This window comes from Mycobacterium sp. Panama NTM2 (assembly GCF_054355555.1).
Map to the genome: position 1 here is coordinate 106,010 of NZ_JBTHXC010000005.1, position 12,547 is coordinate 118,556.

Here is a 12,547-nt window from a genome sequence, read left to right on the forward strand (position 1 = left end):
CCCGCCGTCGATTCGCCATGACCGCCTCGGCGCTTCACGATCAGCACAGGAGTCCCGAGCGACGGCGCGGAGGGCCCGAAAGCGACTGCGTCATATCGGAAGTGTGGTGTTGCTGACGAACGCATCGCGCACCCACGACACCACCTCGTTCCACAGTCCGGTCAGCAGGGCGATGCCGACCGCGACGAGGAGCACGCCGCCGAAGACCTGAATTCGCCGAGCGTTTCGACGCAGCCAGCCCAGTGCCCTCATTGCCCGTCCGGATGCCAGCGCGAACAGCACGAACGGAGCGCCCAGACCCACACAGTAGGCGACGACGAGCACGATGCCGCGCACGACGTTGGGCCCCTCGGTGGCAGATGCCACAGCGATGACACCCGTCAGCGTCGGGCCCAAACACGGGGTCCAGCCCAGCCCGAACACCGCCCCCAGGAGCGGCGCACCCCACAGCGTGGACAACGACGTGGGCGTAAACCGCGCGTCGCGTTGCAGCGCAGGGAAGAAACCCATGAACACCAGACCCATCACGATCGTGACCACTCCGCCGATGCGCTGCAACAGCACCCCATTGGTGATAATCGTCGTCGTCAGACCCAGAATCGCGACGGTTCCCATCAGGAACACCGCCGTGAACCCGACAACGAACAACCCGGCGGCCCCTGCCACCCGCAGACGTGCCCTGCCCAGCGGCTGGGCACGCGCCCGGTCATCATCGACGCCAACCACCGCGGCCAGATAAGACAGGTACCCGGGTACGAGAGGTACGACGCAAGGCGACGCGAACGACACCAACCCAGCCAACGCCGACACGAACACCGCGAGAAGGACGTGTCCAGACGTAGCGATCGCGGTGACACCATCCACGAAGTCCGACACCCTCCGCATCCACCGTTTCCGAATTCACTCATCGACGACGCAGGTCCGCAGCCACACTGCGGCACCCGACGACGCCACATCATCTACTATCAAACTACGTAGCAACAAATCGTCGTCAGCCGCCGCGAGCATCGGTCGGCGACCAGTGGAACGGAGAGGCCCGTATGCGGTGCTCGCCAGCCAGGCAAATCTTGGCCATGATGACGGCCGCTCTAGCGGCTGTGACCGTGCTGACCGCGCCGTCGGCCTCCGCCGAGCCACAGATACCCGTGCCCGCACCCGGTGACCCCCTTACGGTCCCCGACTCGGCAGTGCCGAATCCCTTCCCCCCTCCGGTATCCGGCACTTTTCCCGGCCCATCGCCGACGGCTACCGAAGACACACCAGCCGGCCAGAACGCGGCGCCCTACCTCGGCCCACCGGTCTTCGCTCCCCCCACGTTCAATCCGACGAACGGCTCGACGGTCGGTGTCGCCAAACCCATCGTCATCAATTTTCAACGGCCCATCGCCGACCGCACGCTGGCTGAACAAGCCGTCCATATCTCCTCCACCCCCGCGGTCCCCGGGAAGTTCTACTGGATGAGCGCGACCCAACTCAGATGGCGGCCCCTCGACTTCTGGCCTGCCAACACCACGGTCAGCATCGATGCCAGCGGCACGAAATCGAGCTTCCGCACCGGCGACTCGTTGGTGGCGACCATCGACAACGCCACCCTCCAAATGGAGGTCATGCGCAACGGCACACTGGAGAAGACCATGCCTGTGTCCTTAGGAAAGCCGGGATACGACACACCCAACGGCACCTACTACGTGCTCGAGAAGTTCGCCGACATGGTGATGGACTCCTCCACCTACGGTGTGCCGATCGACGCAGCCGAGGGGTACAAGCTCAAGGTCAAAGACGCGGTGCGCATCAACAACGCCGGCATCTTCGTTCACGGCGCGCCCTGGTCAGTCGCCGATCAGGGCAAGCGCAACGTCAGCCACGGGTGCCCCAATTTGAGTCCAGCCAATGCGCAGTGGTTCTACGACAACTTCGGCAGCGGGGACCCGGTCGTCGTCAAGAACTCTGTCGGCATCTACGACGAAAATGACGGAGCCCAGGACTGGCAGATCTGACGTCGAAGCCAGAAACGCCCAGCGGTCACAAGCCGCACCCCGCTCGGCACCTTCGCGAAACCGCGCGCGCAAGACCAGGAGCGCGATCGTCACCCACATCACCAACGCGCTTCCCAGCGAACGCAACCCGGTACCCATAGAGGTCCTTGGCAGCGCCATCCCGCACAGACGATGCTGACGCCTGTCCTCGCCCATGGCCGTCGGTGGTTTCATCGAACGCGGCGGCGCCAGTATGACGAGCGCTCACGCCACGACACACGATCTATGTCGGCGACTTATCGAGGAACCACCGTCCCTCGGCGATGGGTTTCGATGAGCAGCGGGTCCGCTTCCTGCCACCGGGTGACCGGTTAGGCCCTGGCGCGAATAACGTTGTCGGCGAACACTATTCGTGACACGAGGTCATCTTCGGCCTCTACGAGGTGTTTGCCGGAGGTGAGGTCGACTCGGCATTCCGCGCGCGGGGCGGGGACGCCAGCGCGCCGAAGTGCGCCGCGACCTCTCCGACGAACGACTGCGTGGTCGGCGGGTCCTCGTTGCCAGAGGGCGTGCGCACTTCACCGACGCGACGCGCGAATTGGCGTAGACAGGCCGTCGAACAGAAGTAGAACCGGTAGGTGTCTTCCTCGTGCGCGATTGTCAACGGTTGGGCGTCTGTCGTGACGTGCATTCGGCATATCGGATCGACGTGCTCCTGGTGGCGGGTTCCGACGTCGAGGGCGAACGCTTCCACCAGGGCACCGACGTTCCGCAACCGAAGCGGGCCCAACGACGTCATCGCCAGTAGGTCTGTTGCCCGAAGCGCGGCCGCGGCCTCGGCGTTGCCAACAATCTGGCCTGGCTTGGCGACGGCGGCCAGTCTGGCTGCAGTGTTGACCGTCGACCCGAAGGCGTCTCCGCGGCGCTTCACCACCGGCCCTGCACAGATGCCGGCGCGCAACAATGGAAAGCCGTCGATGCGACTGGTCTCGTCGTGGAGTCGCCGGAGGAAGGCCAGCGCCGCGGTGGGGTCCGAACTGGTGATCATCACGGCATCGCCGAGGGTCTTGATCATGTCGTCGCCGGGCCCGAGGACCCTGGCGGCTGTGGTGGCGAACCGATCTGCCAGTTCGGCAGCGCGATGATCACCGTGGGTTTCGGTGAACGCAGTGAACCCAGCGATGTCCACGAAGATGACCACCGTGTCGACGTCGGCATGCTCGAATTCATCTGCGGCACTGGATAAGTCGATCGTCATGGCGTCTCTTCTGCACGCTCAACGCGCGGCGCTGCTGGGGTGACCGACTGCATAGGCATCCCGAGGAGGCGCAACGCATTGGCGACGACGATGAGCGTCGAGCCTTCGTGGATGAGCACGGCGGGACCGATGCCCAGGCCGAAGATCGTCGCGGGAATGAGGACCGCGACGATTCCGAGACTTGCCCACAGGTTCTGCTTGATGACGCGCGAGGAGCGGCGGCTCAGGCTGATTGCAAATGGCAACGCGCGCAGGTCGTCGGCCATCAGTGCAACATCAGCGGTCTCCAACGCCACGTCGGAGCCCGCCGCTCCCATTGCGATACCCACGCTCGCGCCGGCCATGGCGGGCGCGTCGTTGACGCCGTCGCCGACCATCCCGACGCGGCCGTGGCGTTCCCGCAGGGCGGCGATCTGGGCCACTTTGTCCTCGGGCATCAGATCGCCGCGGGCGTGGGCGACACCGACTTCGGCGGCGACGGCGTCGGCCACCCGCTGGTTGTCCCCCGACAGCATCACGGTGTTCTTCACGCCGAGTGCGGCAAGACGCGCGATGACCGCCGACGCCTCCGGCCGAGGAAGGTCCATCAATCCGATCGCGCCCAACCAGCGGTCGCCCGCGCGGACGAGCATCGTCGTGCGGCCCGCCTGTTCGAGACGATTCACCTCGGCCGCCAGCTCAGCCGGCGGGGGCTGAGCGGCGTCGGTGAACAACTCGGTCTTGCCGATGCAGACCTCGACCCCCTCGACGGACGCGACGATGCCGCGGCCGATCACGGCACGGACGTCGGTCGCGCGGGGTGTCACCGCCCCGGCGAGACGCTCGCGGCCGTCGCGGACTATGGCTCGGGCGAGCGGATGGTCGCTTTGCTCCTCAACGGCAACGGCGATCCGCAGCAGTTCGGCGTCGTCGCTGTCTGCGGTGGCGCAGACATCGGCGATCCGGGGCCGCCCCTCGGTGAGGGTGCCGGTCTTGTCGAAGGCCAGCACGTTGACCCGGCCAAGTTCCTCCAACGCGGCACCGCCCTTCATCAGGATGCCGGCCCGCGCCGCCCGCGCTACCGCCGACAACACCGCGCTGGGCGTGGCGATCGCCAGCGCACACGGGCTGGCCGCCACCAGGACGGCAAGCGCCCGGTACACCGTGTCAGTGAACGGCTCGTCGACCACGAACCCGGCGAAGAGCAGCAGGACCACACCGACCAGGACCACGGGCACGAAGATCCGCTGGAAGCGGTCGGTAAAGCGCTGCGTGGAGGTGGTCTTGGTTTGCGCCTCGGCCACCAGACGCACCACCCGGGCCAGGGTGGAGTCACTGGCGAGCCGGGTCACCTGAATCTCGATGGCGCCGGCGCCGTTGATGGTGCCGGCGAACACTCGCGATGCCGCGTCGATGAGCTCGGGTGACGCCGCAGCTGCCGCCACGTCCGGGACCGGGATCTTGTCGACGGGGACGCTTTCCCCGGTCACCGGGGCTTGATCGATGCTGCTGCTGCCTGCCACGACGAAGCCGTCTGCGGCCAGACGCATGTTGGGGCGCACGACGACGATGTCCCCAATGCGCAGGTCCGCGACGGACACTTCGACGGTGTCGCCGGTGCCGCCGCGTCGCACCAGCGCCGTCTTGGGGGCGAGTTCGGCGAGCGCTTCGATCGCCCGGCGAGCCCGGCCCATCGCATAGCCCTCGAGTGCGTGTCCGACGCTGAAGAGGAACAGCAGGAGCGCACCTTCGGCGACTTCGCCGAGCGCCGCCGCACCCGCAGCGGAGACGAGCATGAGGAAGTCGATCTCGAACCGGCCCTGCCGCACACTGGCGAAGGCTTCCTGCACGGTGAAGAACGCGCCGAAGAAGAACGCCAGGCCGTAGACCACCACCTCGGCCGACCGTGGCGTATCGGCGAAGGCGGCCAATAACCAGCCCGTGAGTAGGAGCGCGCCCGCCAGTCCCGCAAAGACCAGTTCGGTGCGTTCGCCGGAGATCCCGCCGTGACCGTGTTGATGGTCGGCGCCGTCTCCGTCGTGCGCGACGGCTGCTTCCGCGTCCGCGGCGCTCCCCGACGGCGCCATCTGCGCGGCGATCACGTCTACGAGTTCCTGGGCGGTCACCGTCGTCCGCTCGAACTCCAGCTCGACTGAATCTGGTGTCGCGGCTGCGGCGACGACGCCGGGAATCGTCGACAGCGTGTCGACGAGCGCAGTGCGCATCGCCATATCGTCATGAGTGCCTGTGGTCAACCACCGCAGGTGCCCATACATCGACGTAATCGTGTCGGCCGCCTCCAGAGCCCGCCGCTGCACTTCTGTCGCGGACGCAGCCTCGGCGTCGTAGTGCACGCACAGGCGGGGTTTGGGCGTGTCGCCATCGATAACGTGGGCCTGTTCGATGATCCCGTCATCCACCAGGCCGCGCGTCAGGCGGTCAGCGCAGCGCTCGTCGCTGTCGGGAAGCAGGTCTGTCAGGTCGAGTGCCAGGGTCCTATGTGTGGGCGCCCCGTCCGCGCCGAGGCGACCTACCTTCTCGCCGTTGCGATCTGCCATACATGCAATAATACGCATGTGTGCATATGACTCGTCAACACCAATTTGCGCGAACCCGCGCGTCGGCGGCATCCGCCGACGTCGACGACACGCATGCGACCCGACAGATTCCAAGGCGAGCGCCGGCGCCGCCGAGAGACCCTCTCCGACGCCCCCCAGGGGAACCGCCGTGTGGCAGAACGTCTGCGTGCCGCCAACGGCTCGGCGAGAAACCCGTGTAGACGGACTGACCTACCCGAGAGCCGTTGCCCCGCAACCAATGTGGCGCGAAGGTGCCCGCGCCTCACTCGGATCGCCGCATTGGATATCGACGGCGCCATTTGGCTGCAAGGCCGCCAGCGCACCCGCACGCATTGGCTACACGAATAATCCTGCCGGCGTTGCAAGGCGCTGCCGGGGAACGGGTGAGCCGCACTGTCTACCAACGGTGACCGGGGCCTGAGGATGCTTTCGATGGCCAGTACGCCACGTACTCACCATCGGGGTCGTAGAAGTGCCAGCACCCATCGGGACTGGTCCGAGCGGTCCACCCCCGAGACACGGCCCACTGCACGAGGGCAGCGGCGATCTCGCCGTTACCAGCGGCACGCCGTGTTGCTTGCGCTCTGCCCCGTGGCTCACTTTTGTATGCCATGCCCAACTTTGGGCCTGCCAAACGGCGAGGCCTCCTCCTCCCTCTCGTCTTGTGTAGCCGCAGCAACGCACCCTGAGGGGACTCTGCTCGCCGCCGCATTATCTACGTACCTAGATAGTACTTGTTGGTGGCGTCGCGATGGTTGGAATGTGGTGGCGATGGACTACGTGAATCCGCTCTGGAGAAACGATGGCAACCGAGCAAGCTCTAACAGCCTCAAGCAGAACGCCCATGGTGCGCGCATCACGGCCCAGCTAGGGCCACCATCCCGTCAAAGCACCAATCCTGCGCCCGAGTTCTGGCGCCATGGACCGCACGTACGTCGCCGTCAAGTGGTGAGAATCTCGGTAGATCAGGATGTTCCCTTCGGCGGCTCGGCAATAATCGTCGCGACACATCGCACTACTCATGTCGATCACTTTCATCAGCGGGAAACGATTCGTGAGATCTGCAGCGGGATTGACGTCGTCGAGGACGAGCGCTCGTGGCATGCCACACGTCGTCGCGTCGCCGCCGTCGGCCAGACAGTCGCGAGGGAAGAAAGGTTCGCCGTTGCGGACCAGCCACGGTGTATCGCGAATGCCAAGCACCTTCACACCGCTTTCTGCGAACGCCTGCCAGATCGGCAGGTACACATCTGGCATGACGTCGCCGGGTTGCGTATCCCGTGGTCGTGTCACGGTGGTGAACACGAAATCTGGTCGGTCGGCGACGATCTCGCGCATGGCGGCTTGAACCCAATCAAAGCACTGCGGGTACGGCTCTCCCGACCCCGGAATACGGGGCGCTCGCTCTCCTGATAGGGGGCAGCCCATCTTGAGATAGGTCACGACCTTGAAGCCGTACAGCCGGCCGAGCAGGTCCAGCGCAGTGATCCAGTGCTCGGCGTGCGAGCCGCCCGCCACCGCGATGGTGCGGGTCGCGGTTTTGGAACCAAAAGCGCACTCGCGCAGACTCGGGTCCGCGAAGTCGCTGATGCAGCTGTCGGCGGTGCTCTGCGGCAGGTCGTCCTTGGCCTCCAGGACCGTCGGCCGCATCGGCAGCTTGGGGACCTTGGCGTGGTCGATCAGCGCGCGTGCACCGGGGTAGTCGCGGGGCGACAGCCCGGCCAGCTCCTCGCCGTTGGCGCGCTGGACCGCCACGTGCTCGCGCCAGGTGAACGACGCCGCCGTCAGCGCCACGCCCAACAGCGTCACCACCGAGCCCAACACGATGGTGGGCCTAAGCAGGCGCGTGCGCAGCGGTACGGCGGCCTTCGCCTTTTTGGCCGAGCTGGTCGCACGCAGCCGCAGCGGCACCTCGATGTAGCGGGTCGTCAGCCAGGCCAGCACCCCGGAGACCAGCAGGACGCCCGCGCCCTCGGCCAGGTTGGCCTGTGCATGTCCGCTGTAGGCGAGCCAGAAGATCAGCAGCGGCCAGTGCCACAGGTACAGCGAGTAGGCCATCGCGCCGAGGGAGACGAACGGCTTGGTGGCCAGGAGGCGGTTCGGCAGGGGCATCCGGCCGTCGGCGCGGGCGAGGTGCGGGTCGGCGGCACGGTTGGCGGCGCTCAGGATGAGCAGGATGGTCGCCCCGACCGGGACCAGCGCCCACGGTCCGGGGAACTCCGCGACGCCGTCGATGAACGCGCCACACGACAGGATCGCGGCCAGTGCGAGCACCGAGACGAGGGTCCGCAGCCACATCGGCCACCGGACGTGCTGCACCAACGCCCCCGCCAGCGCCCCGAGCAATAACTCCCAGGCCCGGGCGAAGCTGTTGTAGTAGGCAGTGGTCTGGTCGGCCTGGTGCGCACCGATCGCGTACACGAATGAGGCGATGGTGAGCGCCGATAGCAGGACGACCAGAAGGACCCGCAGGTGCCTGCCCACGAGTAGGCGGCGCAGCAGGAAGCCGATGCCGAATACCAGCAGCAGGAATGCGAGGTAGAACTGCCCCTGCACCGACATCGACCAAATGTGCTGCAGCGGGCTGACCGCCTCGCTCGCGCGCAGGTAGTTCGCTGCCGTGCTCGACAGTTCCCAGTTCTGGTAATAGCCGAGGCTCGCGAGGCTCTGATCGGCGAACGTCTCCCACCGGGTCTCGGGCTGAACGAGGATCGTCAACCCCGCGGAGGCCGCGAGGACCACCACCAGCGCGGGAAGCAGGCGCCGGACCAGACGCCTGACCTCGGGCACGGGTGCCAGGGAGGCGGTCGACGTCAGGGCGGCGCGCAGCAGCCGGCCGCCGAAGAAGAAGCCGGACAACGCGAGGAACACGTCGACGCCACCGGAGACCCGGCCGAACCACACGTGGAACACCGCGACCAGCGCGATGGCGATGCCGCGCAGGCCGTCGAGGTCGTGGCGGTAGAACCCGGGAGCCCCAGTGCCCGTCAAGGCAGGGGCGGGGCGCCCGGAATCGGTACGCGGCGCCGTCCGGGGCGGGGCGGAGGTCAGCATGGTCGTCGAGACGACACCACGGGAGTCATGAGTTCAGCCGCGGTCATGACGCGGCCAGACGAAACTGGTGTGCCGAGTACGTCCGCACCCTCTGGCCTCGACGTCAGCCCACCCCGGCGTAGGAGTGCAACCCAGCAATCACCAGATTGATGAAAAACAGGTTGAAGACCATCGCCACGAAGCCGGCCACGTTGATCCAAGCAGCCTTCCTGTCACGCCACCCCGCGGTGGAGCGGGCATGCAAGTAGGCCGCGTAGGCAACCCATGCGATGAACGACACCGTCTCCTTGGGGTCCCAACCCCAGAAGCGTCCCCACGTCTCCTCGGCCCAGATCGCGCCGAAGATGACGCCAAACCCGAAAGTCGGGAACGCAAAGATCGTGGTGCGGTAGGCGATCCTGTCCAGAACTTGTGCATCGGGCAACCTGGACATGATGCCCGCGACGTACCCGTTCCCCCCGTCGCCCCGCAGCTCACCATGAGTCGACGTCTTGGCCAGGAACAGAATGCTTGCCACTCCGGCGACAAGGAACACACCGGAGCCGAGGCTCACCACCGACACATGAATAGGCAACCAATACGACTGCAGCGCAGGCATCACGGGCGCGGCGTCGGCATACAGCCACTTGCCCGACACCGCGAGCAGAATCAACACCGGGATCAGGACAAACACCCACAGCGCGCGAAACTGCGGGCGGCGCAACACGACTGCCGCGGCGACGAGGCCGCACAAGCAAGTCAAGTTGATGAACTCGTACATGTTGCCCCAGGGGGCACGCGAGGTCGCCAAGCCGCGCAGGACAATGCACATCAGGAGTAAGACGGCACCCACGAAGACCACGGCTATTCCAGCACGCTCCATACGTTCTGCCCGCGATCGCCGCGGCATCTCGGTGACGACACCCGGGCTTGCGCTGTCGAGCGAGACCCCTACAGGTGCCATAGACCTCTCGAGTGTCCTTGTCCGACCGATCGCGAAAGTCGCTGCAAGAAGCAACAATGCAAGCGTCAGCACGCCCACCGCTGATGCGTACGCCCAGTCCGAATACAGCGCCAGAGATTCCCGTGTGCCAACTACGTTCACGTCTGAGATCTCACGCTGCCGTTGAGGACTATCGGCGTAGCGTAGCCAGACCACAACCTCGCTCGTCTGCCTCCGCTCGTCTCGCCTCCCTGCGATCGTCTCTGCGAGCGCGACGTCTGTTTACGGTATTGGACCCAGTGTGCGGTCGGCTGCCGCGACCCGAAAACGTTCACGGCGTGCCCAGCCCGCCGCATGACGGAGGTTCGGGAGTGTCGAGAAGAAATCCGAATCCATTGAGCCGCATATCTGCTCGCAGCGATGGACTCGGTCGATTAGCTGATAGCCATGCCCTCAGCGCGTCGGCTTGTTGCTCCGGGGAGGCATCCGCCACGCCAGCGTCGTCGAGGATGAAGTAGCAGAGGGTTGCATCGCCGAAACAACCGTTGATCATGCTTACGTCGGCGGTTGCCTTCACGTCGGCTGCCATGACGCGGAGTTCGAGGAGCGACCACTCGGGGTTAGACCCTGCACCTGGACGCTGCCGCAACCACTCGTGGAATTCCTCGTGCAGCTCGGACGGCAGTGGATAACCGCTGCGGGACAGGGCTTTTACTACCACCAGAATGGCCATGCTCGGCTCACCAACGTGTAGCGCCGTGAGCGCCGTCACACGCTGCGCTTCCGTAAGGCAGGGTTCGGCGGCCTCCCACATCACCTCGGCCATCTCGAAGTCTCCCCGAATCATGTAGGCCTTTTAGGTGATTCACCGACCCGCTGCGGCCTCAACAGCGGCATGAGGCCGCCTCGGCAGTGACCGCGCATAAGGCTGGAATAGCGCGCGCCTTTGCATATCAGCATTGTGGCCGATCGGTTTAGGTGCGCACTTGAGCGTCGTCGAGCCGGGTAACGTCGCCGTCCTCGGGTCCGTGCGAACGACCCACGTGTGCCTCGCGGCGCATCCGGTCGATCATGTGCGGATAGTGCAGCTCGAACGCCGGGCGCTCGGAACGGATGCGGGGCAGCTCGGTGAAGTTGTGCCGCGGCGGCGGGCAGCTGGTGGCCCACTCCAGGGAGTTGCCGTAGCCCCAGGGGTCGTCGACGGTGACGACCTCGCCGTACCGCCAGCTCTTGAACACGTTCCACAGGAACGGCAGCGTCGACAGACCGAGGATGAACGCACCGATCGTCGAAATCACGTTCAGCGTCGTGAACCCGTCGCTAGGCAGGTAGTCCGCGTAGCGACGCGGCATACCCTCGTTGCCCAGCCAGTGCTGCACCAGGAACGTGGTGTGGAAACCGATGAAGGTCAGCCAGAAGTGCAGCTTGCCGAGGCGCTCGTCGAGCAGGCGGCCCGTCATCTTCGGGAACCAGAAGTAGATGCCCGCGTAGGTGGCGAACACGATCGTGCCGAACAACACGTAGTGGAAGTGCGCGATGACGAAGTAGCTGTCGGTGACCTGAAAGTCCAGCGGCGGGCTGGCCAGCAGCACACCAGACAGACCACCGAGAAGGAACGTGACGATGAAACCGATGGAGAACAGCATCGGTGTCTCGAACGTCAACTGCCCCTTCCACATCGTGCCTATCCAGTTGAAGAACTTGATGCCCGTCGGGACGGCGATCAGGAATGTCATGAACGAGAAGAAGGGCAGCAGCACCGCGCCGGTCGCGTACATGTGGTGCGCCCACACGGCCACCGACAGTGCGGCGATACCGAGCGTCGCGTAGATCAGCGTGGTGTACCCGAAGATGGGCTTGCGGCTGAACACCGGGAAGATCTCACTGACGATGCCGAAGAAGGGCAGCGCGATGATGTACACCTCGGGGTGACCGAAGAACCAGAACAGGTGCTGCCAGAGCAGCACACCGCCGTTGGCAGGGTCGTAGACGTGCGCGCCGAGGTGCCGGTCGGCGGCCAACGCAAACAGGGCCGCGGTCAGCAGCGGGAACGCCAGCAGCACCAGAATCGACGTCACCAAGATGTTCCAGGTGAAAATCGGCATCCGAAACATCGTCATGCCCGGCGCACGCATACACACCACGGTGGTGATCATGTTGACCGCGCCTAAGATCGTCCCCAGCCCGCCGACGATCAGGCCGAGAATCCAGAGGTCGGCGCCGGCGCCTGGCGAATAGATAGCACTAGACAAGGGCGTGTAGGCGGTCCAGCCGAAATCCGCGGCGCCACCGGGGGTGATGAACCCGGCAGTTGCGATCAGCGCACCGAACAGGAACAGCCAGAACGAGAACGCATTCAACCGAGGGAACGCCACGTCAGGGGCGCCGATCTGCAGCGGCAGCACCAGGTTCGCGAAGCCGAACACGATGGGTGTCGCGTAGAACAGCAGCATCACCGTGCCATGCATGGTGAACAACTGGTTGTACTGCTCATTAGACAGGAACTGCAGGCCGGGCACCGCCAATTCGGTGCGAATAAACAGCGCCATCAACCCGCCGATGAGGAAGAACGCGAAACACGCGACGCAATACATCATGCCGATCAACTTGTGATCAGTGGTCGTGATCAATCGGTAGATCAGATTGCCCTTCGGGCCCATCCGGGCGGGGAAGGGGCGGCGTGCCTCCAGTTCCCCGACCGGTGGCGCATCGGCGACCATAAGACTCCTCCCGCCACGGGCCCGGACCCCGTTTCGAATCTACGGACTACATACGTAGG

At 65.4% G+C, this 12,547-nt stretch carries 8 protein-coding genes; 1 reads left to right on the forward strand and 7 read right to left on the reverse strand.

Going from position 1 to position 12,547, the window contains the following annotated elements:
- Positions 1–90: 90 nt before the first annotated feature.
- Positions 91–864, reverse strand: a complete 774-nt coding sequence (locus ACXYX3_RS28270) for a cytochrome c biogenesis CcdA family protein (RefSeq protein ID WP_043416275.1) — start codon at positions 862–864, stop codon at positions 91–93.
- 176 nt (positions 865–1,040) lie between these two features.
- Between ACXYX3_RS28270 and ACXYX3_RS28275 the strand changes: the two genes are divergently transcribed.
- Positions 1,041–1,997 carry a L,D-transpeptidase gene (locus ACXYX3_RS28275; protein WP_011893704.1) on the forward strand — a complete coding sequence of 319 codons (957 nt, stop codon included), beginning with the start codon at positions 1,041–1,043 and terminating at the stop codon, positions 1,995–1,997.
- 415 nt (positions 1,998–2,412) lie between these two features.
- Here the strand turns inward: ACXYX3_RS28275 and ACXYX3_RS28280 are convergent, their stop codons facing one another.
- The 6 genes from ACXYX3_RS28280 to ctaD all read right to left on the reverse strand — a co-directional run bounded on the left by ACXYX3_RS28280 (position 2,413) and on the right by ctaD (position 12,488).
- Positions 2,413–3,234: an adenylate/guanylate cyclase domain-containing protein gene (locus ACXYX3_RS28280; RefSeq protein WP_241204953.1), complete on the reverse strand. Its 822-nt coding sequence runs from the start codon at positions 3,232–3,234 to the stop codon at positions 2,413–2,415.
- On the reverse strand, positions 3,231–5,789 hold the full coding sequence (locus ACXYX3_RS28285) for a heavy metal translocating P-type ATPase (protein ID WP_049777259.1): 2,559 nt from the start codon (positions 5,787–5,789) through the stop codon (positions 3,231–3,233). Before ACXYX3_RS28285 ends, ACXYX3_RS28280 begins: the two co-directional genes overlap by 4 nt.
- 870 nt (positions 5,790–6,659) lie before the next feature.
- Positions 6,660–8,846, reverse strand: coding sequence for an acyltransferase family protein (locus tag ACXYX3_RS28290; protein WP_241204954.1), 2,187 nt, complete (start codon positions 8,844–8,846; stop codon positions 6,660–6,662).
- A gap of 103 nt (positions 8,847–8,949) precedes the next feature.
- Entirely contained in the window at positions 8,950–9,930 is a 981-nt protein-coding gene (gene ccsB / locus ACXYX3_RS28295; protein WP_043416028.1) for a c-type cytochrome biogenesis protein CcsB, read from the reverse strand.
- A gap of 169 nt (positions 9,931–10,099) precedes the next feature.
- Positions 10,100–10,594, reverse strand: a complete 495-nt coding sequence (locus ACXYX3_RS28300) for a hypothetical protein (protein ID WP_043416277.1) — start codon at positions 10,592–10,594, stop codon at positions 10,100–10,102.
- A gap of 148 nt (positions 10,595–10,742) precedes the next feature.
- The gene (gene ctaD, locus ACXYX3_RS28305) at positions 10,743–12,488 is read right to left on the reverse strand and encodes an aa3-type cytochrome oxidase subunit I (RefSeq protein ID WP_011893698.1); all 1,746 of its coding nucleotides are present in this window, start codon (positions 12,486–12,488) and stop codon (positions 10,743–10,745) included.
- Between the last annotated feature and the right edge of the window lie 59 nt (positions 12,489–12,547).

Excerpts from the sequence above, each read along its gene's own strand:
- ACXYX3_RS28275 (WP_011893704.1), top strand. The coding sequence starts at position 1,041 with ATGCGGTGCTCGCCAGCCAGGCAAATCTTGGCCATGATGACGGCCGCT.
- ACXYX3_RS28290 (WP_241204954.1), bottom strand. The coding sequence starts at position 8,846 with ATGCTGACCTCCGCCCCGCCCCGGACGGCGCCGCGTACCGATTCCGGG.
- ACXYX3_RS28300 (WP_043416277.1), bottom strand. The coding sequence starts at position 10,594 with ATGGCCGAGGTGATGTGGGAGGCCGCCGAACCCTGCCTTACGGAAGCG.
- ctaD (WP_011893698.1), bottom strand. The coding sequence starts at position 12,488 with ATGGTCGCCGATGCGCCACCGGTCGGGGAACTGGAGGCACGCCGCCCC.
- ACXYX3_RS28285 (WP_049777259.1), bottom strand. The coding sequence starts at position 5,789 with ATGCGTATTATTGCATGTATGGCAGATCGCAACGGCGAGAAGGTAGGT.
- ACXYX3_RS28280 (WP_241204953.1), bottom strand. The coding sequence starts at position 3,234 with ATGACGATCGACTTATCCAGTGCCGCAGATGAATTCGAGCATGCCGAC.